17 protein-coding genes and 9 tRNA genes are annotated in these 19,678 nt (G+C 45.1%); all 26 read left to right on the top strand.

Annotated elements, in window-relative coordinates:
* Positions 1–14: 14 nt before the first annotated feature.
* The 26 genes from O3620_RS07295 to purH all read left to right on the top strand — a co-directional run bounded on the left by O3620_RS07295 (position 15) and on the right by purH (position 19,632).
* Positions 15–88: transfer RNA gene (locus tag O3620_RS07295), tRNA-Pro, on the top strand.
* Between the two features lie 5 nt (positions 89–93).
* Positions 94–167 (top strand) — tRNA-Met (locus tag O3620_RS07300).
* Positions 168–180: 13 nt separating this feature from the next.
* Positions 181–254 (top strand) — tRNA-Ile (locus O3620_RS07305).
* Between the two features lie 12 nt (positions 255–266).
* Positions 267–356, top strand: a tRNA-Ser gene (locus O3620_RS07310).
* Between the two features lie 19 nt (positions 357–375).
* Positions 376–449 (top strand) — tRNA-Met (locus O3620_RS07315).
* Between the two features lie 5 nt (positions 450–454).
* Positions 455–527 (top strand) — tRNA-Phe (locus tag O3620_RS07320).
* Between the two features lie 20 nt (positions 528–547).
* A tRNA-Gly gene (locus O3620_RS07325) sits at positions 548–618 on the top strand.
* Between the two features lie 34 nt (positions 619–652).
* Positions 653–726 (top strand) — tRNA-Ile (locus O3620_RS07330).
* A gap of 9 nt (positions 727–735) precedes the next feature.
* Positions 736–823 (top strand) — tRNA-Ser (locus O3620_RS07335).
* A gap of 72 nt (positions 824–895) precedes the next feature.
* On the top strand, positions 896–1,711 hold the full coding sequence (mreC, locus tag O3620_RS07340; RefSeq protein WP_371601593.1) for a rod shape-determining protein MreC: 816 nt from the start codon (positions 896–898) through the stop codon (positions 1,709–1,711).
* Between the two features lies 1 nt (position 1,712).
* Positions 1,713–2,213: a rod shape-determining protein MreD gene (gene mreD / locus O3620_RS07345; RefSeq protein ID WP_002894318.1), complete on the top strand. Its 501-nt coding sequence runs from the start codon at positions 1,713–1,715 to the stop codon at positions 2,211–2,213.
* A gap of 96 nt (positions 2,214–2,309) precedes the next feature.
* On the top strand, positions 2,310–3,524 hold the full coding sequence (gene pcsB / locus O3620_RS07350; RefSeq protein WP_009660204.1) for a peptidoglycan hydrolase PcsB: 1,215 nt from the start codon (positions 2,310–2,312) through the stop codon (positions 3,522–3,524).
* Positions 3,525–3,648: 124 nt separating this feature from the next.
* Complete coding sequence (locus O3620_RS07355; RefSeq protein WP_002894321.1) at positions 3,649–4,614, top strand: ribose-phosphate diphosphokinase; 966 nt, start codon at positions 3,649–3,651, stop codon at positions 4,612–4,614.
* Between the two features lie 314 nt (positions 4,615–4,928).
* Positions 4,929–5,498, top strand: a complete 570-nt coding sequence (locus O3620_RS07360; protein WP_002920495.1) for an LPKTxAVK-anchored surface protein — start codon at positions 4,929–4,931, stop codon at positions 5,496–5,498.
* 94 nt (positions 5,499–5,592) lie between these two features.
* The gene (srtB, locus tag O3620_RS07365) at positions 5,593–6,435 is read left to right on the top strand and encodes a class B sortase, LPKTxAVK-specific (RefSeq protein ID WP_002916811.1); all 843 of its coding nucleotides are present in this window, start codon (positions 5,593–5,595) and stop codon (positions 6,433–6,435) included.
* Between the two features lie 179 nt (positions 6,436–6,614).
* The gene (locus tag O3620_RS07370; RefSeq protein ID WP_002920494.1) at positions 6,615–7,787 is read left to right on the top strand and encodes a pyridoxal phosphate-dependent aminotransferase; all 1,173 of its coding nucleotides are present in this window, start codon (positions 6,615–6,617) and stop codon (positions 7,785–7,787) included.
* Positions 7,780–8,553 carry a DNA repair protein RecO gene (gene recO, locus O3620_RS07375; protein WP_002920493.1) on the top strand — a complete coding sequence of 258 codons (774 nt, stop codon included), beginning with the start codon at positions 7,780–7,782 and terminating at the stop codon, positions 8,551–8,553. The genes O3620_RS07370 and recO overlap by 8 nt, the downstream gene beginning before the upstream one ends.
* A gap of 5 nt (positions 8,554–8,558) precedes the next feature.
* Positions 8,559–9,557 (top strand): phosphate acyltransferase PlsX, encoded by a 999-nt coding sequence (plsX, locus tag O3620_RS07380; RefSeq protein WP_002920492.1) that lies wholly within the window; start codon positions 8,559–8,561, stop codon positions 9,555–9,557.
* Positions 9,558–9,559: 2 nt separating this feature from the next.
* Entirely contained in the window at positions 9,560–9,808 is a 249-nt protein-coding gene (locus O3620_RS07385) for an acyl carrier protein (RefSeq protein ID WP_002898839.1), read from the top strand.
* A 153-nt stretch (positions 9,809–9,961) separates the two neighbouring features.
* Positions 9,962–10,669: a phosphoribosylaminoimidazolesuccinocarboxamide synthase gene (gene purC, locus O3620_RS07390; RefSeq protein ID WP_002905710.1), complete on the top strand. Its 708-nt coding sequence runs from the start codon at positions 9,962–9,964 to the stop codon at positions 10,667–10,669.
* A 19-nt stretch (positions 10,670–10,688) separates the two neighbouring features.
* Complete coding sequence (locus O3620_RS07395) at positions 10,689–14,423, top strand: phosphoribosylformylglycinamidine synthase (protein ID WP_002920490.1); 3,735 nt, start codon at positions 10,689–10,691, stop codon at positions 14,421–14,423.
* Positions 14,424–14,521: 98 nt separating this feature from the next.
* The gene (gene purF / locus O3620_RS07400) at positions 14,522–15,964 is read left to right on the top strand and encodes an amidophosphoribosyltransferase (RefSeq protein WP_002922794.1); all 1,443 of its coding nucleotides are present in this window, start codon (positions 14,522–14,524) and stop codon (positions 15,962–15,964) included.
* A gap of 39 nt (positions 15,965–16,003) precedes the next feature.
* Complete coding sequence (gene purM / locus O3620_RS07405; RefSeq protein ID WP_002917939.1) at positions 16,004–17,026, top strand: phosphoribosylformylglycinamidine cyclo-ligase; 1,023 nt, start codon at positions 16,004–16,006, stop codon at positions 17,024–17,026.
* Positions 17,023–17,574 carry a phosphoribosylglycinamide formyltransferase gene (gene purN / locus O3620_RS07410; RefSeq protein WP_002917937.1) on the top strand — a complete coding sequence of 184 codons (552 nt, stop codon included), beginning with the start codon at positions 17,023–17,025 and terminating at the stop codon, positions 17,572–17,574. Before purM ends, purN begins: the two co-directional genes overlap by 4 nt.
* Before the next feature lie 44 nt (positions 17,575–17,618).
* Positions 17,619–18,083, top strand: coding sequence for a GNAT family N-acetyltransferase (locus O3620_RS07415; RefSeq protein WP_002917936.1), 465 nt, complete (start codon positions 17,619–17,621; stop codon positions 18,081–18,083).
* 1 nt (position 18,084) lies between these two features.
* Positions 18,085–19,632, top strand: a complete 1,548-nt coding sequence (gene purH / locus O3620_RS07420) for a bifunctional phosphoribosylaminoimidazolecarboxamide formyltransferase/IMP cyclohydrolase (RefSeq protein ID WP_002917935.1) — start codon at positions 18,085–18,087, stop codon at positions 19,630–19,632.
* Positions 19,633–19,678: the final 46 nt, after the last annotated feature.

Genomic DNA, 19,678 nt, shown 5'->3' on the forward strand with positions numbered 1-19,678 from the left:
TAATAACTTAAGTTCGGGAAGTAGCTCAGCTTGGTAGAGTACTTGGTTTGGGACCAAGGTGTCGCAGGTTCGAATCCTGTCTTCCCGATAGATGGCGGTGTAGCTCAGCTGGCTAGAGCGTCCGGTTCATACCCGGGAGGTCGGGGGTTCGATCCCCTTCGCCGCTATAATGATCTTGTCGGACCTTTAGCTCAGCTGGTTAGAGCTCTCGGCTCATAACCGAGTGGTCGTAGGTTCAAGTCCTACAAGGTCCATAGTGTTATCTTGGAGGATTACCCAAGTCCGGCTGAAGGGAACGGTCTTGAAAACCGTCAGGCGTGTAAAAGCGTGCGTGGGTTCGAATCCCACATCCTCCTTAGGGACGAATAGTATTAACGCGGGATGGAGCAGCTAGGTAGCTCGTCGGGCTCATAACCCGAAGGTCGTAGGTTCAAATCCTGCTCCCGCAATAGTTGGCTCGGTAGCTCAGTTGGTAGAGCAATGGATTGAAGCTCCATGTGTCGGCGGTTCGATTCCGTCTCGCGCCATACATTATCATAGTGGTGATGCGGGTGTAGTTTAGTGGTAAAACTACAGCCTTCCAAGCTGTTGTCGCGAGTTCGATTCTCGTCACCCGCTTTGAACGAAAGTTCATACCAAGTTTTTTGAACTTGGGCGCGTAGCTCAGGTGGTTAGAGCGCACGCCTGATAAGCGTGAGGTCGGTGGTTCGAGTCCACTCGTGCCCATTAAATATTGGAGAATTACTCAAGAGGCTGAAGAGGACGGTTTGCTAAATCGTTAGGTCGGGTAACCGGCGCGGGGGTTCGAATCCCCCATTCTCCGTATAATGAGGAGTTTAGCATTTGCTATCTCCTTTTCTTATACTTTCTCGTCCTGTTTAGTGAGGTTTTTCTGATGAATCGATTTAAAAAGTCTAAGTTTTTGATTTCTTTTTTTGTATTAGTTGTTGCAATGACGATACTCATCCTATCTACCTCTTCTAGTTGGTTTGTATCAACTACTTCAAATATTATTTCATTGGTAGATAGACTTGTTGGCTCTCCTTTTGCTTTTGTAGCTGATAAAAAAGAAGAAATGTCAGATTTGATGTCTACTTATAGAGAGAATCAGCAGCTCAAGAAAAATCTTTATGAGGTTGAGGAAAAGGCTGGGAAGGTAGATTCCTTAGAAGATGAGAATGAGCAGTTGCGAAAACTTCTGGAATTTAAAGAGGCTGATAAAAATCAAATACAAATTGCCAGCGAAGTGATTGCCCGTACGCCAGCATCCTGGAAAAATGAGCTGACTATTGACAAGGGGACATCTGATAATGTGACAGATGCTATGCTAGTAGTCGCTAATGGTGGTCTGGTCGGAAGTGTTTCTGAAACTAGTAGTCAGTCTAGCTTGGTTTCTCTACTGACTAACGAGGAAAACTCAACTAAAATTTCTGTTAGAATTCAAACGAAGTCTGGTCCAGTTTATGGGATTATTACGGGTTATGATGAAAAAAACTCTGCTTATATCATCAGTCAGTTAAATAGTGCTGAAGATATAAAAGAGGGAGATGAGGTGGCAACCAGTGGCTTGGGTGCTTATAATGCAGAAAATATTCCTGTCGGTAAGGTACTTTCCATGTCTGAGGCTAAGGATCAGTTAAACAAGATTGTTCTGGTTAAGCCGGCTGCGGATTTGTCGGATATCCGTGCTGTAATGTTGGTAGGGAACTGATATGAGAGATATTAAAGAACATCTTTTGACTCCTATTATTTTATTTTTTGTTTTATTGATCGACGGGCAGATTTCGACTTTTCTGGCTAATATTCTGCCTTTACAATGGCATTTAGTCAGTCATTTTATCTTTATTTTCATGCTTTTTGTTTCCATCAACCTCTCTAGAAACTACAATATTCTCTTATTTTGCTGTTTGGGGTTGATTTATGATGTTTACTATTTTCATACCATCGGTATTGCTCTTATTCTTTTTCCTCTTTTAAGTCTCTTGGTTTGTCAGTCAAGTTCGACTATGCTTTTAAATAAATTTACTCGCTTTTTATCTGTTTTGATTCTTGTATTTTTATTTGAATTAACCAGCTTTGCTTTTGCGGTATTTTTGAATCTTTCTAGTCTGAATTTACAGGATTTTGTTCTTAGCATTTTAGTACCGACTATCCTTCTCAATGGCCTGATATTCCTCATTTTTCAGCCTATTTTCGAAAAAATGTATTTATGATAAACAAGAAATAAAAATGTAATAAAGGCGTAACATATGATACAGCATTTTCTGGTATACTAGTTAATGTCTTATAAGAAGGAGTGTATTATTTTTATGAAGAAAAAACTACTCACATCAATTTTATTGAGTACGGTTATCCTTTCACAAGGAGCTGCACTTGTGAGCGTTAAAGCGGAGACAACTGATGAAAAGATTGCTGCACAAGACAGCAAGATTAATAGTTTGACAGAGCAACAACAATCAGCTCAGGCACAAGTTAACGAGATTCAAGGCCAAGTATCTGCTATTCAAAAGCAACAAGAAGAGCTTAAAGCAGAAAATGAAAAATTGTCTGCTGAATCTGCAAAACTTTCTGCAGAGATTGACGAACTGTCTAAAAATATTGTTGCTCGTAATGAGTCACTTGCAAATCAAGCACGCAGTACTCAAACAAATGGAACTGCTACTAGCTACATCAATACAGTTGTAAATTCTAGCTCTATCACAGAAGCTATTTCTCGTGTAGCAGCTATGAGCGAAATTGTTTCAGCAAATAATAAAATGCTGGAACAACAAAAGAAAGATAAAGAAGTAATTGCTGAAAAGCAAGTTGCGAATAATGAAGCTATCAATACTGTAATTGCTAACCAAGAGAAGTTAGCTGATGATGAGCAAGCTTTGGCAACAAAACAAGCTGAACTGAAAGCAGCTCAGGCAAGTCTTGCAGCTGAAAAAGCGACTGCTGAAAACGAAAAGAATTCTCTTCTTGAAGAAAAAGCAGCAGCTGAAAAAGCAGCAGCTGAAGCGGCAGCTCGTGAAGCAGCTTATAAAGCAGAGCAAGAATCAAAACGTCAAGCAATTGAAGCTTCAGGAAATACTACCCTGCAAGCTCAGGTTCAAGCAGTTGTTAATTCAGCTCCAGCAGCTGAAGCAGCGGCTCCAGCAGCACCTGCAGTAACTCAATCTGTTGCCCGTGCGAATAGACCAGTTTATAGTTCATCTGCATCTTCTTATCCAGTAGGTCAATGTACTTGGGGTGCTAAGACATTAGCTCCTTGGGCTGGCGATTACTGGGGTAATGGCGGACAATGGTCTGCAAGTGCAGCAGCAGCCGGCTTCCGTGTTGGTTCACAGCCAGAAGTTGGAGCGATCGCATGTTGGACTGACGGTGGATACGGACACGTTGCAGTAGTAACAGCTGTTCAATCTACTACAAGCATCCAAGTATCAGAAGCAAACTACCTTGGACAACAATCAATCGGTAACTACCGTGGATGGTTTAATCCAACAACTGCACAAGGTACAGTTTCATATATTTATCCGAACTAATCAGTAAAAAGCGCCTCTGGCGTTTTTTATTTTTAATTGAAAAATCAACTGAAAAAAGTTACAATGGTAGTTGGGAAAAGTTGTAATTGGACAATGAAAGACGATTTAGAATCTGGAGGGAATCATGTCTTTTTCTGATTTAAAACTCTTTGCTCTTTCTTCTAATCAAGAATTAGCGCAGCGTGTTGCTCAAGAGATTGGATTGCCACTTGGGAAATCAACTGTTCGTCAGTTCTCTGATGGAGAGATTCAAGTGAATATTGAAGAATCTATTCGCGGGAAACACGTCTTTATTTTGCAGTCTACCAGTTCGCCAGTCAATGATAATTTGATGGAAATCTTGATTATGGTAGATGCTTTGAAACGGGCTAGTGCTGAATCCATTAATGTTGTCATGCCTTACTATGGCTATGCTCGGCAGGATCGCAAGGCTAGAGCTCGTGAGCCAATTACATCTAAATTAGTTGCTAATATGTTGGAAATTGCTGGTGTGGATCGGATGCTGACTATTGACTTGCACGCAGCGCAAATTCAGGGCTTCTTTGACATTCCAGTGGATCATTTGATGGGTGCACCTTTGATTGCAGATTACTTTGAGCGCCGTAATATGACAGGAGGAGACTATGTGGTAGTCAGTCCTGACCATGGTGGTGTGAGTCGGGCTCGTAAGTTAGCAGAGTTTCTGAAAACCCCGATTGCCATTATTGATAAGCGCCGCAGTGTGGACAAGATGAATAGCAGTGAAGTCATGAACATCATTGGTAAGGTAGAAGGAAAAACTTGTATCCTAATTGATGATATGATTGATACAGCAGGAACTATCTGCCATGCAGCTGACGCTCTCGCTGAAGCAGGGGCTGTAGAAGTCTATGCTAGCTGTACTCATCCAGTCTTGTCTGGTCCTGCTATGGATAATATTCAAAAATCAGCGATTAAAAAATTGGTTGTGCTGGATACGATTTATCTGCCTCAAGAGCGCTTGATTGATAAGATTGAGCAGATTTCAATTGCGCATCTTTTAGGAGAAGCCATTGTCCGTATTCATGAAAAGCGGCCACTGTCACCCTTGTTTGAAATAGGCAAAAAATAATCTGAGATATATGGCTGGGATACTTGATTTCTGGCCTCTTTTTTATTTTATTCCTACTATCTTTTTTAAAAAAAGTCCAACATTCACTTTAAAAGAAAACTCAAATTACTTGATGTTTCAAATATAAATAAATGACCATTTAAATAGTTTGTAAATTGACAATTTGTCTCATCCCTTGGTATTATTTAGTTTTAAAAATTTTTATGTAGTAAAATTCTTGACTTTTTTAAGAGTTCGAACTATACTTAGTAGTAGGTAATATTAGGTAACGGGGAGTTACAATTATTTTTGAAAAGTAACGAGGAGATGAGATAATGAAAAAGGTTTTGCTTTCAAGTGCTGTGGCCATTTCACTTTTCGCGGCTGCTGCACCAGTATTTGCTGAGGGTACAGCCAGTCTTTGGGTTAATGACATTGATAATAATGAAGTTCCCCAAGGCAGTACGGACTCAGAATCTAATAAAGTTATGGATGAATTGCAGGCCTATAGAGATGCACAATCAGCTCTGGATCAGCAAGTTGCTGAAGCTAAGAAAGCTCCGGTTGGCAAAAGTGCTGTGATGGAGGATCAAGCTGGTAACAAAGTTCTTGTTATTGGTGAGGGAGAGTCGGCTAATGCGGATCAGCCTTCAGTGGCACCATCTACTACAGATCCATCTACACCGGCTTATTCGGCAGCACCTTACTCCACAGCCTCTTCATCAGTTCCGACTTTTCCAGCACCGTCTCAATCTTCGGCGGCATCCTCTTCAGCAGCAGGTAAAAAGAAGGCTAAAAAATCAGAAAATAAAGCAAAAAAAACTCCGGAAGCAAAAGAAGAGAATAAGGAAAATGAGGAGAATTCTGAAGAAAAGTCACTTCCTAAGACAAGTGCAGTCAAATAATTTTGTCTTTAATTTGTGCTAACGCCTAAATATCACTGAGCCTTTGTTCGGTGATATTTTTTGTAAAAAATGAAAAATAAAGGATTTTTAGATTATGCAAGAAAAAGATAGGAGTCAAACTTCGAATAAGAAACAGCTCCTTGTTGTTGGCATCTGCCTCCTGCTGATTGTTCTGGTTATTTTTTCTGTTTTTTATTCTTTCCGTTCATCAGCATCAGGTAGCAAGCTTCGAGTTTCGCATCCTAGCAGGATTGAAACGTCAAGCTCATCTGCATCTTCAAGTCAGACAGAAAAGGAATATTTAGCAGAGCGTTTTGCTAAACTGAAGGCTGTCAATTCAGAAACGATAGGCTATGTCTATGCTCCTGGTACACAGTTGGATGAGCCAGTGGTGCAAACGAAAGATAATGCGACTTATCTGCTGAAGACTTTTGAAGGAAAGCAAGAGCCCTATATGGGAGCGGTCTTTATGGATAAGGACAATCATAAAGATTTCAGCGATCGTCTGACTTGGCTTTTCGGGCATGCTCGGGGCAGCAAGGCAGGAGATCATCGCATGTTTAATGATGTCAACTACTATGATCGTCAGGATTATTTTGACAAACATAGGTATGTCGTGATTGAGACTCCTGAGCGTAAGTATTATTATCAAGCTATGGGACTGGTCATCGTGCCGGAAGAGACAGCTTTTTATCGGACGGAGTTTAAGGATGACGAGGACTTTACGACTCAGCTTAGAAATATCTATGAGGCTGCTCGTACTAAGGATCCTAAGATACAGATTAAGGCGAGTGACCGGTATTTGGTTCTCTCAACCTGCCGTGAGGAAGATGATACGATTCGTTCTAACCTTTATTTGCGGCAGATTCCTGATTCAGAACTGCCAGATTTTCTGGCCAAGCATGGCAAGGAATTGACCTATACTCCGACTCGTTGATTGGCCAGTCACGTGAGATGTGGCTATATCCATTATTTGGCAGTAAAGAATTTTAAGGCAAGGAAAAAGGAACTGAGTGCAAGCTTAGTCCTTTTTTCGGCATCGGAAATTATGTAATAGCTTTTGCTATGCTTCTGCATTTATAGTATAATAGTTCTATTGAGCGGCTGGAGGTATGTATGGATTTAAGTAAGAAATTTAATAAAAACTTAGAAAAAATAGAAATTTCGCTGATTCGTCAGTTCGACCAATCAATTTCTGCAATTCCGGGAGTTCTTCGGCTAACCTTAGGGGAGCCGGACTTTACAACACCGGATCATATCAAAGAAGCAGCAAAGGCAGCTATTGATGCTAATCAAAGTCACTACACTGGTATGAGCGGTCTCTTGGAGATGCGTCAGGCGGCCAGCAGCTTTGTGAAAGAAAAGTACAATCTGCACTATCGACCAGAAGATGAGGTCTTGGTCACGATTGGGGCAACAGAGGCCTTGTCGGCTACACTGACAGCCATTCTAGAAGAAGGAGACAAGGTCTTGCTGCCAGCTCCTGCTTATCCAGGCTATGAGCCCATTGTCAATTTAGTAGGGGCGGAGATTGTCGAGATTGATACAACGGCCAATAACTTTGTCCTCACTCCAGAGATGCTGGAAGCGGCTATTTTAGAACAGGGCGAGCAGCTAAAAGCGGTCATTCTCAATTATCCAGCCAATCCGACCGGCGTGACTTATTCGCGGGAGCAGATCAAAGCTCTGGCGGATGTCCTAGGAAAATACCAAGTCTTTGTGGTCTGCGATGAGGTCTATTCTGAGCTGACCTATACAGAGCAGGGACATGTTTCCATCGCGGAGTATCTGCCAGACCAAACCATCGTTATCAACGGCCTGTCTAAGTCTCATGCCATGACTGGCTGGCGGTTGGGCTTTATCTTTGCTCCAGCAGTTTTCACTGCCCAGCTGATTAAGAGCCATCAGTATCTCGTAACAGCGGCCAATACTATGGCTCAGTTTGCAGGCATTGAAGCCCTGACAGTTGGGAAAGATGATGCGGAGCCAATGAAGGCTGAGTATATTCAGCGTCGCGATTATATCATAGAGAAAATGGCTGAGCTAGGCTTTAAGATTATCAAACCAGATGGGGCTTTTTATATTTTTGCTAAGATACCAGACGGTTATAATCAAGATTCTTTCGCCTTTCTGCAGGATTTTGCAGAGAAGAAGGCTGTGGCCTTTATCCCGGGGGCGGCTTTTGGTCAATACGGGGAAGGCTATATCCGTCTGTCCTATGCGGCTAGTATGGAGACGATTCGAGAAGCTCTGAAGCGCCTCAAGGACTACATGGAGGACTATGCTTAAATCTCTAACAAGTCAAGGTCTGGTTCTCTATAACCGCAATTTCCGTGAGGATGATAAGCTGGTCAAGATCTTTACGGAACAGGCTGGCAAGCGTATGTTTTTCGTCAAGCATGCTGGGAAATCTAAGCTAGCACCCGTCATTCAGCCTTTGACTGCGGCGAACTTACTGATGAAAATCAATGATGATGGTCTTAGCTATATCGAGGACTATCAAGATGTGGTCACCTACCATCGCATCAATGAGGATTTATTCATCATGGCCTATGCCAGTTATGTGGCAGCCTTGGCAGATGCCAGTCTTCAGGACAATCAGCCGGATCCGGCGCTCTTTGCTTTTCTGCAGAAAACCCTGGAGCTGATGAATAATGGTCTGGACTATGAGGTGCTGACCAATATCTTTGAGATTCAGATTTTATCACGTTTTGGAGTTTCGCTGAACTTCCATGACTGTGCCTTTTGTCATCGGACAGGTCTGCCTTTTGACTTCTCTTTCAAATATAGCGGAGTCCTTTGCCCTGATCATTACCATCAGGATGAACGGCGCTGTCATCTGAATCCTAATCTTCCTTTTCTGCTGGATCAGTTTCAGGCAGTCCGCTTTAGCGAATTGGAGACCATTTCTTTGAAGCCAGATATTAAAAAGCAGCTGCGGGATTTTATCGATCTGCTCTATGATGAATATGTCGGCATCCATCTCAAATCCAAAAAATTTATAGATTCTCTGGGGGACTGGGGAAGCATTTTAAAAGATAAGAACGAGGAATAAATCGAATGAAAAAAATAGCTGTTGATGCTATGGGAGGGGACAATGCCCCTCAGGCTCTAGTCGAAGGAGTCAATCAAGCAGTACAGGAGTTTTCGGATATTGAAATTCTCCTTTATGGCGATGAGGCGAAAATTAAGCCTTATCTGACTGCTGGTGAGCGGGTCCGCATCATCCACACGGAGGAAAAGATTGACTCGGACGACGAGCCGACCAAGGCCATTCGTCAGAAGAAAGAGGCTAGTATGGTGCTGGCAGCCAAGGCTGTGAAGGCAGGGGAGGCAGATGCCATGCTGTCTGCTGGAAATACTGGAGCGCTTTTGGCGGCAGGTTTCTTTATCGTAGGGCGTATTAAGAACATTGACCGACCGGGTCTCTTATCTACTATGCCAACGGTTGGAGGTCAGGGATTTGATATGCTGGATCTGGGAGCCAATGCTGAAAACACAGCCCATCATTTACACCAGTATGCGACTTTGGGTTCTTTCTATGCTGAAAATGTCCGAGGAATCAAGAAGCCACGGGTGGGGCTCTTGAATAACGGAACAGAAAGCAGCAAGGGCGACCCTCTGCGCAAGGAAGCCTATGAGCTTTTAGCTGGGGATTCAACACTTAACTTTATCGGCAATGTAGAAGCGCGTGATTTGATGGATGATGTGGCGGATGTTGTCGTTGCAGATGGCTTTACTGGTAATGCAGTTCTGAAATCAATTGAAGGAACTGCTATCAGTATCATGGGTCAGCTGAAGAAGTCTATTTTAGGCGGTGGTCTCAAGGCTAAATTGGGAGCTTGGCTGCTCAAGGACAGCCTGCGAGGACTCAAGAATAGTCTGGACTATTCTAGTGCAGGCGGTGCAGTTCTATTTGGCTTGAAAGCGCCTGTTGTCAAAACGCATGGCTCTAGCGATGCTAAGGCTGTTTATAGCACGATTCGTCAGATTCGGACCATGCTGGAAACAGATGTTGTTGGTAAATCGGTCATTGAATTTTCAGATGCAAAGGAGTAACCATGAGCGAAAAAGAAATTTATGCAAAAATTGTCGAAATCATTCAAGAACATGACAGCAGTAAGCTGCATGTCACTCCAGAGTTGAATTTGAAAGAAGAACTGGGAGTGGACTCTGTTGATTTGATGGAATTTATCATCAATCTGGAAGAAGCTTTTGATATTGAGATTCCTGATGAGGATATGGATAACTTCAAAACAATTTCCGATGTGGTGGCTTATATCCATGAGAAACTGAAGAAGCAACATTAAAAATCAAAGATCGGTATCTTCCGGTCTTTTTTCGTATCTTGGAAAGGAAACGATTTCTTTAACTGGATACAGAAAGTTTATACGGAATTTCTTGTAAAATGTATTCAAAGATGATAAAATGAGGGTATAAAACCACGAAAGGCGAATATTAAAATGTCTAATAAGTTATTATATTCGGGAAAAGCTAAGGATATTTTCTCTACAGATGATGAGCAAGTCATTCTGGCACGCTACAAGGACCAGGCAACGGCTTTTAATGGAGTCAAGAAGGAGCAGATTGCTGGTAAAGGAGTGCTCAACAACCAGATTTCATCTTTTATTTTTGAGAAACTCAATGCAGCTGGTGTGGCGACGCATTTCATTGAGAAGGTTTCGGATACAGACCAGTTAAATAAAAAAGTGGAGATTATTCCTTTGGAAGTGGTGCTGCGCAATTACACAGCGGGTTCTTTTTCCAAACGTTTTGGAGTAGAAGAGGGCATCGCGCTTGAAACTCCGATTGTGGAATTTTACTACAAAAATGATGATTTGGATGATCCTTTCATCAATGACGAACATGTGAAATTCTTGAAGATTGCCAGCGATCAAGAAATTGCCTTTTTGAAAGAGGAGACTCGTCGGATTAATGAACTCTTGTCAGACTGGTTCCGCCAAATCGGACTGAAATTGATTGATTTCAAGTTAGAGTTCGGCTTTGACAAAGATGGCAAGATTATTCTGGCAGACGAATTTTCACCAGACAATTGCCGTCTCTGGGATGCGGAAGGCCATCACATGGATAAGGACGTTTTCCGGCGTGGCCTTGGTGAACTGACAGATGTCTATCAGGTTGTTTGGGAAAAATTACAGGCGATTAAGTAAGGGCAGGGTGTGAAAAATCATGGACAAGCGTATTTTTGTAGAGAAGAAGAGCAACTTCGGTGTGAAGTCACAGAGCTTGGTGAGAGAGCTGACGCATAATCTTCAGTTGAAAACATTGTCAGATCTTCGGATGATTCAAGTTTATGATGTCTTTCATCTGGCAGAAGATTTGGTCGCTCGGGCTGAAAAGCATATTTTCTCCGAGCAGGTGACAGATAGATTGCTGACCGAGGAAGAAGTAGATGCTGCACTTGCAGAGACAGCGTTTTTTGCCATCGAAGCGCTGCCGGGTCAGTTTGACCAGCGGGCAGCCAGCTCTCAGGAGGCTCTCTTTTTGCTCGGCTCTGGGACAGATGTTCTGGTGAGGACCGCTCAGCTTTATTTGGTCAATAAAGACATCTCAGACAGCGAGTTGGCAGCAATCAAGAAATACTTGCTGAATCCAGTTGATTCACGCTTTAAAGATATTGAGCAGCCGATCCAGCTGGAGCAATTCTCCGAGTCTGACAAGACCATTCCGGTTCTGGACTTCTTTAAGGACTATACGGAAGCGGACTTTAAGGCCTACAAGCAGGAGCATGGTCTGGCTATGGAAGTGGCAGATTTGCTCTTTATTCAGGACTATTTCAAGTCGATTGGCCGTTTCCCGACGGAGACCGAGCTTAAGGTTTTAGATACTTACTGGTCCGACCACTGTCGACATACGACTTTTGAGACGGAGTTGAAGAAGATTGATTTTTCGGCTTCCAAGTTTGAAAAGCAACTGCAGGCCACTTATGATAAATACTTGGCTATGCGCGATGAGCTGGGACGTGGGGACAAACCGCAGACTCTCATGGATATGGCGACTATTTTTGGGCGCTACGAGCGAGCCAATGGCCGTCTGGATGACATGGAAGTGTCTGATGAAATCAATGCCTGCTCAGTCGAGATTGAAGTGGATGTAGATGGTGTCAAGGAGCCTTGGCTGCTGATGTTTAAAAATGAAACCCACAACCACCCAACAGAAATTGAGCCCTTTGGTGGGGCTGCGACCTGTATCGGCGGAGCCATTCGTGATCCGCTTTCTGGCCGTTCTTACGTTTATCAGGCTATGCGGATTTCTGGTGCGGGCGATATTACTCAGCCGATTTCTGAAACGCGAGCTGGCAAGCTCCCTCAGCAGGTTATTTCTAAAACAGCAGCGCATGGCTATTCTTCTTATGGGAATCAAATTGGCCTAGCAACGACCTATGTCCGTGAGTATTTCCATCCAGGATTTGTAGCCAAGCGGATGGAGCTGGGTGCTGTTGTCGGTGCAGCTCCTAAGGAAAATGTTGTCCGTGAAAAACCAGCAGCAGGTGATGTGGTCATCTTGCTGGGAGGTAAGACAGGCCGTGATGGTGTCGGCGGAGCTACTGGCTCGTCCAAGGTGCAGACAGCTGCGTCTGTGGAGACGGCGGGTGCGGAAGTCCAAAAAGGAAATGCTATTGAGGAGCGCAAGATTCAGCGCCTCTTCCGCGATGGCAATGTGACTCGTCTCATCAAGAAATCCAATGACTTTGGGGCCGGCGGTGTCTGTGTGGCTATTGGCGAATTGGCAGACGGGCTGGAAATTGACCTTGACAAGGTACCGCTCAAATACCAAGGACTTAACGGTACAGAAATCGCTATTTCCGAGTCACAAGAGCGGATGGCAGTAGTGGTTCGTCCAGAAGATGTGGAACAATTTATCGCTGCGGCAGCTAAGGAAAATCTGCTGGCAGTTGTTGTGGCTAAAGTGACAGAAAAGCCAAATCTGATTATGCACTGGAATGGGGAAACCATCGTTGATATTGAGCGGAGTTTTCTGGATACCAATGGTGTGCGCGTGGTTGTGGATGCCAAGGTTGTGGATGCTCAAGTAACATTGCCAGGGCAGGATGTAACTTCTGAAGCAAGTCTGGAACAGGACCTCAAGAGCTTACTCAGCGACCTCAATCATACCAGTCAAAAGGGGCTGCAGACGATCTTTGACAGTTCTGTTGGCCGCTCTACTGTTAATCATCCTATCGGCGGGCGCTACCAAATCACGCCGACTGAGGCTTCTGTGCAGAAACTGCCAGTTGAGCATGGCAAGAATGAGACGGTCTCTGTGATGGCGCAAGGTTACAATCCTTATGTGGCAGCTTGGTCTCCTTACCATGGAGCAGCTTATGCAGTGATTGAAGCGACAGCTCGCTTGGTTGCTGCTGGTTCGGACTGGTCCAAGGCTCGCTTCTCTTATCAGGAATACTTCGAGCGGATGGACAAGCAGGCCGAGCGTTTTGGACAGCCGGTCTCTGCTCTGCTTGGTTCGATTGAAGCCCAGATTCAGCTAGGTTTGCCGTCTATTGGTGGTAAGGATTCCATGAGCGGAACTTTTGAAGAATTGACCGTACCGCCGACCTTGGTAGCTTTTGGAGTGACTACTTCAACTGCTGGGCGCATCCTGTCTCCAGAGTTTAAGGCGGCAGGAGAGTCTATCTACTATTTGCCAGGACAGGTCCTGTCTCAGGATATTGACTTTGACTTAATCAAGAATAACTTTGAAAATTTTGCGGCCATTCAGACCAGGTATCAGATTACAGCCGCCGCCGCTGTTAAATACGGTGGTCTGGCAGAGAGTCTGGCCTTGATGAGCTTTGGTAATCGTATCGGTGCCCAAGTGGATGTTGCTGACTTGCCTTCCGTTTTGCAGGCCCAGTTGGGCGGATTCGTCTTTACCAGTCCGAAGCAGGATATTCCAGGTGCAGTGAAGATCGGTCAGACCAAGTCAGACTTTACACTGATTGTCAATGGTGTCCAGCTTGAGGGAGCAGAGCTTTTGGCAAGCTTTGAAGGCCGACTAGAGTCTATCTACCCGACAGAATTCAAACAGGAAACAGTTATTGAAGAAGTGCCGGCTCTTGTCGCTGATACAGTTATCAAAGCCAAAGAGACAGTAGCGGAGCCGTTGGTTTATATCCCAGTCTTCCCTGGAACCAACTCAGAATACGATTCAGCCAAAGCCTTTGAAGCAGCTGGAGCCAAGGTCAATCTAGTTCCGTTCGTTACTTTGGATGAAGCAGCCATTGTTCAGTCCGTTGACACCATGGTTGACAACATTGACAAGGCAAATATCATCTTCTTTGCAGGCGGCTTCTCTGCTGCAGATGAGCCAGATGGGTCAGCTAAGTTTATTGTCAACATCCTTCTCAACGAGAAGGTTAAGAAAGCCATTGATGCTTTTATCGCTCGCGGCGGTCTCATCATTGGTATCTGTAATGGATTCCAGGCTCTGGTAAAATCCGGTCTTCTTCCTTATGGAAACTTTGAAGAAGCAGGGGCTAGCAGTCCTACTCTCTTTTACAATGATGCCAACCAGCATGTGGCTAAGATGGTTGAAACCCGCATTGCCAATACCAACTCGCCTTGGCTGGCTGGTGTGCAAGTGGGAGATATCCATGCCATTCCGGTTTCACATGGTGAAGGGAAATTTGTCGTGACGGCTGAGGAATTTGCTGAGCTGCGCGATAATGGTCAGATTTGGAGTCAGTATGTAGACTTTGACGGTCAGCCGAGCATGGACAGTAAGTATAATCCAAACGGCTCTCTCTACGCTATCGAAGGAATTATGAGTAAGAACGGCCAAATCATCGGGAAGATGGGGCACTCAGAACGTTATGAAGACGGTCTTTTCCAAAATATTCCAGGTCAGAAAGACCAGAAATTGTTTGAAAGCGCCGTTCGTTATTTCCAAGCGAGTCACGAATAAAGCTGGCTTGCAAGAGCAAGCAATCAAAGAAGGAGTCTGCTTGGCCTGTTAGGCCAGGTTTTCTCCCTTTTACAAGACAAAAGAATTTAGGTAAAACAATGACATACGAAGTAAAGTCACTGAATGAAGAGTGCGGTATTTTTGGAATTTGGGGTCATCCACAGGCGGCTCAGGTCACCTATTTCGGACTCCATAGCCTGCAACACCGCGGTCAAGAAGGAGCTGGCATCCTGTCAAACGACCATGGAAAGCTCAAACGCCACCGCGATTTGGGATTGGTTGCAGAGGTCTTTAAAAACCCAGCAGATTTGGATAATCTGACAGGAGAAGCAGCCATCGGCCACGTCCGCTATGCAACGTCTGGTGGGGCCTCCATCAACAATGTCCAGCCTTTCTTCTTCAGTTTCTATGATATGCAGATGGGCTTGGCGCATAATGGTAATCTGACAAATGCCCATTCACTGAGACGGGAGTTGGAAAAGAAAGGTTCCATCTTTGCCAGCTCGTCTGATACGGAAATTCTCATGCACTTGATTCGCCATAGCGAGCAGGAAAATTTCTTAGATAAGCTTAAGGAATCCTTGAGACGAGTTCAGGGGGGCTTTGCCTATCTCATCATGAGAGAGGAAAAGCTCTACGCCGCGTTGGATCCTAATGGCTTTCGTCCTTTGTCCATCGGCCGCATGAAAAATGGGGCCTGGGTCGTTTCTAGTGAAACCTGTGCTTTTGAAGTGGTGGGTTCCGAATGGGTGCGCGACCTTGAGCCGGGGGAAATCGTGATTATCGATGATGAAGGAGTGACCTACGACAGCTATACGACAGATACCCAGCTGGCTATTTGCTCAATGGAATATGTCTATTTTGCTCGGCCGGACAGCGTCATTCACGGTGTCAATGTTCATGCAGCTCGCAAGCGGATGGGCCGCAGACTGGCTCAGGAATTCCAGCATGAGGCGGATATCGTTGTCGGCGTGCCTAATTCTTCCCTGTCAGCGGCCTCTGGCTTTTCCGAAGAGTCTGGCCTGCCAAATGAAATGGGTCTGATTAAAAATCAATACATCCAACGGACCTTCATCCAGCCGACGCAGGAGTTGCGAGAGCAAGGAGTTCGTATGAAATTATCTGCTGTTTCCAGCATTGTCAAGGGCAAGCGCGTGGTCATGGTGGATGACTCTATCGTGCGGGGAACAACCAGCCGACGCATCGTCCAGCTCTTACGAGATGCAGGAGCTGCTGAAGTCCATGTGGCTATTGGTAGTCCTGAGCTTAAATATCCATGTTTCTACGGCATTGATATCCAGAATCGTCGCGAGCTCATCTCGGCCAATCATACGGTTGATGAGGTCTGTGAGATTATCGGAGCTGACAGCCTGACTTATCTTTCGATTGATGGCTTGATTGATTCTATCGGGATTGAAACAGATGCACCAAATGGCGGTCTCTGTGTTGCTTACTTTGACGGAGACTACCCAACGCCTCTCTATGATTATGAAGAAGAATATCGTAGAAGCTTAGGGGATAAGACCAGTTTTTACAAATAGACGGATGAAGAGCCTCCATTAAGGGAAAGGAATAAACAAATGACAAATAAAAATGCATACGCTCAATCCGGTGTGGATGTTGAAGCGGGTTATGAAGTTGTTGAGCGGATCAAAAAGCATGTGGCACGTACAGAGCGGGCTGGCGTCATGGGGGCGCTGGGTGGCTTTGGCGGCATGTTTGACCTGTCTCAGACGGGGGTCAAGGAACCAGTACTGATTTCTGGTACGGATGGGGTCGGAACCAAGCTCATGCTGGCAATTCAGTATGACAAACACGATACCATTGGGCAGGACTGTGTCGCCATGTGTGTCAATGACATCGTCGCTGCAGGGGCTGAGCCCCTTTACTTCCTGGACTATATTGCCACTGGGAAAAATGAACCAGCAAAGCTAGAGCAAGTTGTTGCTGGTGTGGCTGAAGGCTGCGTTCAGTCTGGAGCTGCTTTGATTGGTGGGGAAACCGCTGAAATGCCTGGCATGTACGGTGAAGATGATTATGATCTGGCTGGTTTTGCTGTTGGTGTGGCTGACAAGTCAGAGATTATTGACGGCTCTAAAGTCGCAGAGGGCGATGTCCTTCTGGGGTTGGCTTCCAGCGGCATCCACTCAAATGGTTACTCACTCGTTCGACGTGTCTTTACAGACTACACTGGTGAGGAAGAACTGCCAGAATTGGAAGGTAAGAAACTCAAGGAAGTCCTGCTTGAGCCGACTCGTATCTATGTCAAGGCTTTGCTGCCGCTGATTAAGGAAAAGCTGGTTCATGGGATTGCCCATATTACCGGTGGCGGTTTTATCGAAAATGTGCCCCGCATGTTTGCCGATGACTTGGCTGCTGAGATTGAAGAAGACAAGATTCCAGTCTTGCCGATTTTTAAGGCCTTAGAAAAATATGGTCACATCAAGCATCAAGAAATGTTTGAAATCTTCAATATGGGGTTAGGGATGATTTTGGCTGTAGCTCCTGAAAATGTGGATCGTGTCAAAGAACTTCTTGACGAGCCTGTTTATGAAGTCGGCCGGATTGTCAAAAAAGAAAATGAAAGTGTCCTTATCAAATGAAAAAAATTGCCGTTTTTGCTTCGGGTAATGGATCAAATTTCCAAGTGATTGCTGAGCAGTTTCCTGTTGAATTTGTCTTTTCAGACCATCGAGATGCCTATGTGCTCGAGCGGGCGGATAAGCTAGGTGTCAAAAGCTATGCCTTTGAGCTTAGAGAGTTTGACAGTAAGGCGGCTTACGAGCAAGCCATTGTGGACCTGCTAGAAGCGCAGCAGATTGACTTGGTTTGCCTAGCAGGCTATATGAAAATCGTTGGGCCGACCTTGCTTAGTGCTTATGAAGGACGTATCATCAATATCCACCCGGCCTATCTGCCTGAATTTCCAGGAGCTCATGGCATTGAGGATGCTTGGCAGGCTGGCGTCTCTGAGAGCGGCGTGACCATTCACTGGGTGGACTCGGGTGTGGACACTGGAAAAATTATCCAGCAAGTGCGCGTGCCACGACTAGCTGATGATACAATTGAAAGTTTTGAAGAACGCATCCATGCCGCCGAGTATCAACTCTATCCTCAAGTGCTGGAGAGTTTAGGGGTAGGGAGAAGGTAAGAAGTAAATCAAGTTTTGATTGTGCAATATTGCTAGGAGAAAAAATGATTGAGCTGAAATTAGTAGATGAGAGCAGCTTTCAGGCAGTGCTGGATTTGAAAATATCTGAAGCTGATGAACGAGCACGTTTCGTGGCTCCAAATGTGCGCTCTTTAGCTGACGCATGGCTCTACCGGAAAAATGAAGATGTGTTTCCGATGGCAATCTATTGGGATGAGCAAGTGGTTGGCTTTCTCCTGCTGGAAATAGACAAGGATGAAGCGGAATACTTTATCTGGCGGATAATGATTGGTCAGCAGTACCAAGGAAGAGGTTATGGTCGAAAAGCCTTGGAAGTTCTGATCAAAGAGGCTCAGATGGATAGAGCTTGCAGTCATATTATCGCAGATTATGTGGTTGGAAATGAAAAAATGAAGCACCTGCTGACTAGTCTGGGTTTTCAGGAAACAGGATTTATAGAAGAAAATAACGAAGTTGCTATGCGCTTGGACCTAAAGAAAGAGGAATAGAATGACGAAAAAAGCCTTAATCAGTGTCTCAGACAAGACTGGCATTGTAGAATTTGCGAAAGAGCTGAAAGCTCTGGGTTGGGATATCATCTCAACTGGTGGTACCAAGGTGGCCTTAGACAATGAAGGAGTGGGCACCATTGCTATAGATGATATGACTGGTTTTCCAGAGATGATGGATGGCCGTGTCAAGACCCTCCACCCAAACATTCATGGAGGTCTCTTGGCTCGTCGGGACTTGGATAGCCACTTGCAAGCGGCCAGGGAAAATCAGATTGAGCTCATTGACTTGGTAGTGGTGAACCTCTATCCTTTTAAAGAAACCATTCTCAAGCCAGGTGTGGAGTATGCGGACGCGGTGGAAAATATTGACATCGGTGGGCCCTCTATGCTTCGCTCTGCGGCTAAAAATCATGCCAGCGTGACAGTTGTTGTAGATCCGGCTGATTATGCTCTTGTTCTGGAAGAGTTGGCAGCAAATGGCCAAACGACCTATGAAACGCGGCAACGTTTGGCAGCCAAGGTTTTCCGTCATACAGCAGCTTATGATGCTTTGATTGCAGATTATTTCACGGATCAGGTGGGCGAAAGCAAGCCTGAAAAGCTGACCTTGACCTATGAACTCAAGCAGCCCATGCGCTACGGGGAAAACCCCCAGCAGGATGCGGATTTCTATCAGACGGCCTTGCCACTGGACTATTCCATCGCTTCCGCCAAGCAGCTGAATGGAAAAGAGTTGTCTTTCAACAACATTCGCGATGCCGATGCGGCCATTCGGATTATTCGAGATTTCAAGGATCGGCCAACTGTTGTGGCGCTAAAACATATGAATCCATGTGGTATCGGTCAGGCAGATGATATCGAGACAGCTTGGGACTATGCCTATGAGTCTGATCCAGTTTCTATTTTTGGTGGGATTGTCGTCCTCAACCGTGAGGTGGATGCTGCGACAGCTGAGAAGATGCACGGTATTTTCCTGGAAATTATCATCGCACCGAGCTACACAGCAGAAGCGCTAGCAATTTTGACCAATAAAAAGAAAAATCTGCGGATTTTGGAGTTGGCTTTTGATGCGCAGGCAGCCTCTGGAGCAGAGAAGGAAGTGACCGGTGTCCTGGGTGGTCTCCTCGTGCAAAACCAAGATGTTATCGAGGAAAATCCAGCTGATTGGCAGGTCGTGACCAAGCGCCAGCCGACCGAGCAGGAGCGCGTGGCTTTGGAATTTGCTTGGAAGTCCGTTAAATATGTCAAATCCAACGGAATCATCATCACCAATGACCGTCAGGTGCTGGGAGTCGGTCCCGGTCAGACTAACCGTGTGGCTTCTGTCAAGATTGCTATTGAGCAAGCTAAAGATCGCCTTGACGGTGCCGCTCTGGCTTCTGACGCCTTCTTCCCTTTTGCGGACAATATTGAAGAAATCGCAGCCGCTGGCATCAAAGCTATCATTCAGCCGGGTGGATCCGTCCGTGATGAGGAGTCTATCGAAGCAGCTGACAAGCATGGCTTGACCATGATATTCACTGGTGTACGGCATTTTAGGCATTAAAAAATAAGAAAAATCCTCGGCTCGAGCCGAGGATTTTTGAGTAGAC

Origin of the sequence: Streptococcus sp. 27098_8_134, from assembly GCF_041431675.1 — a bacterium.
Classification (GTDB): domain Bacteria; phylum Bacillota; class Bacilli; order Lactobacillales; family Streptococcaceae; genus Streptococcus; species Streptococcus sanguinis_R.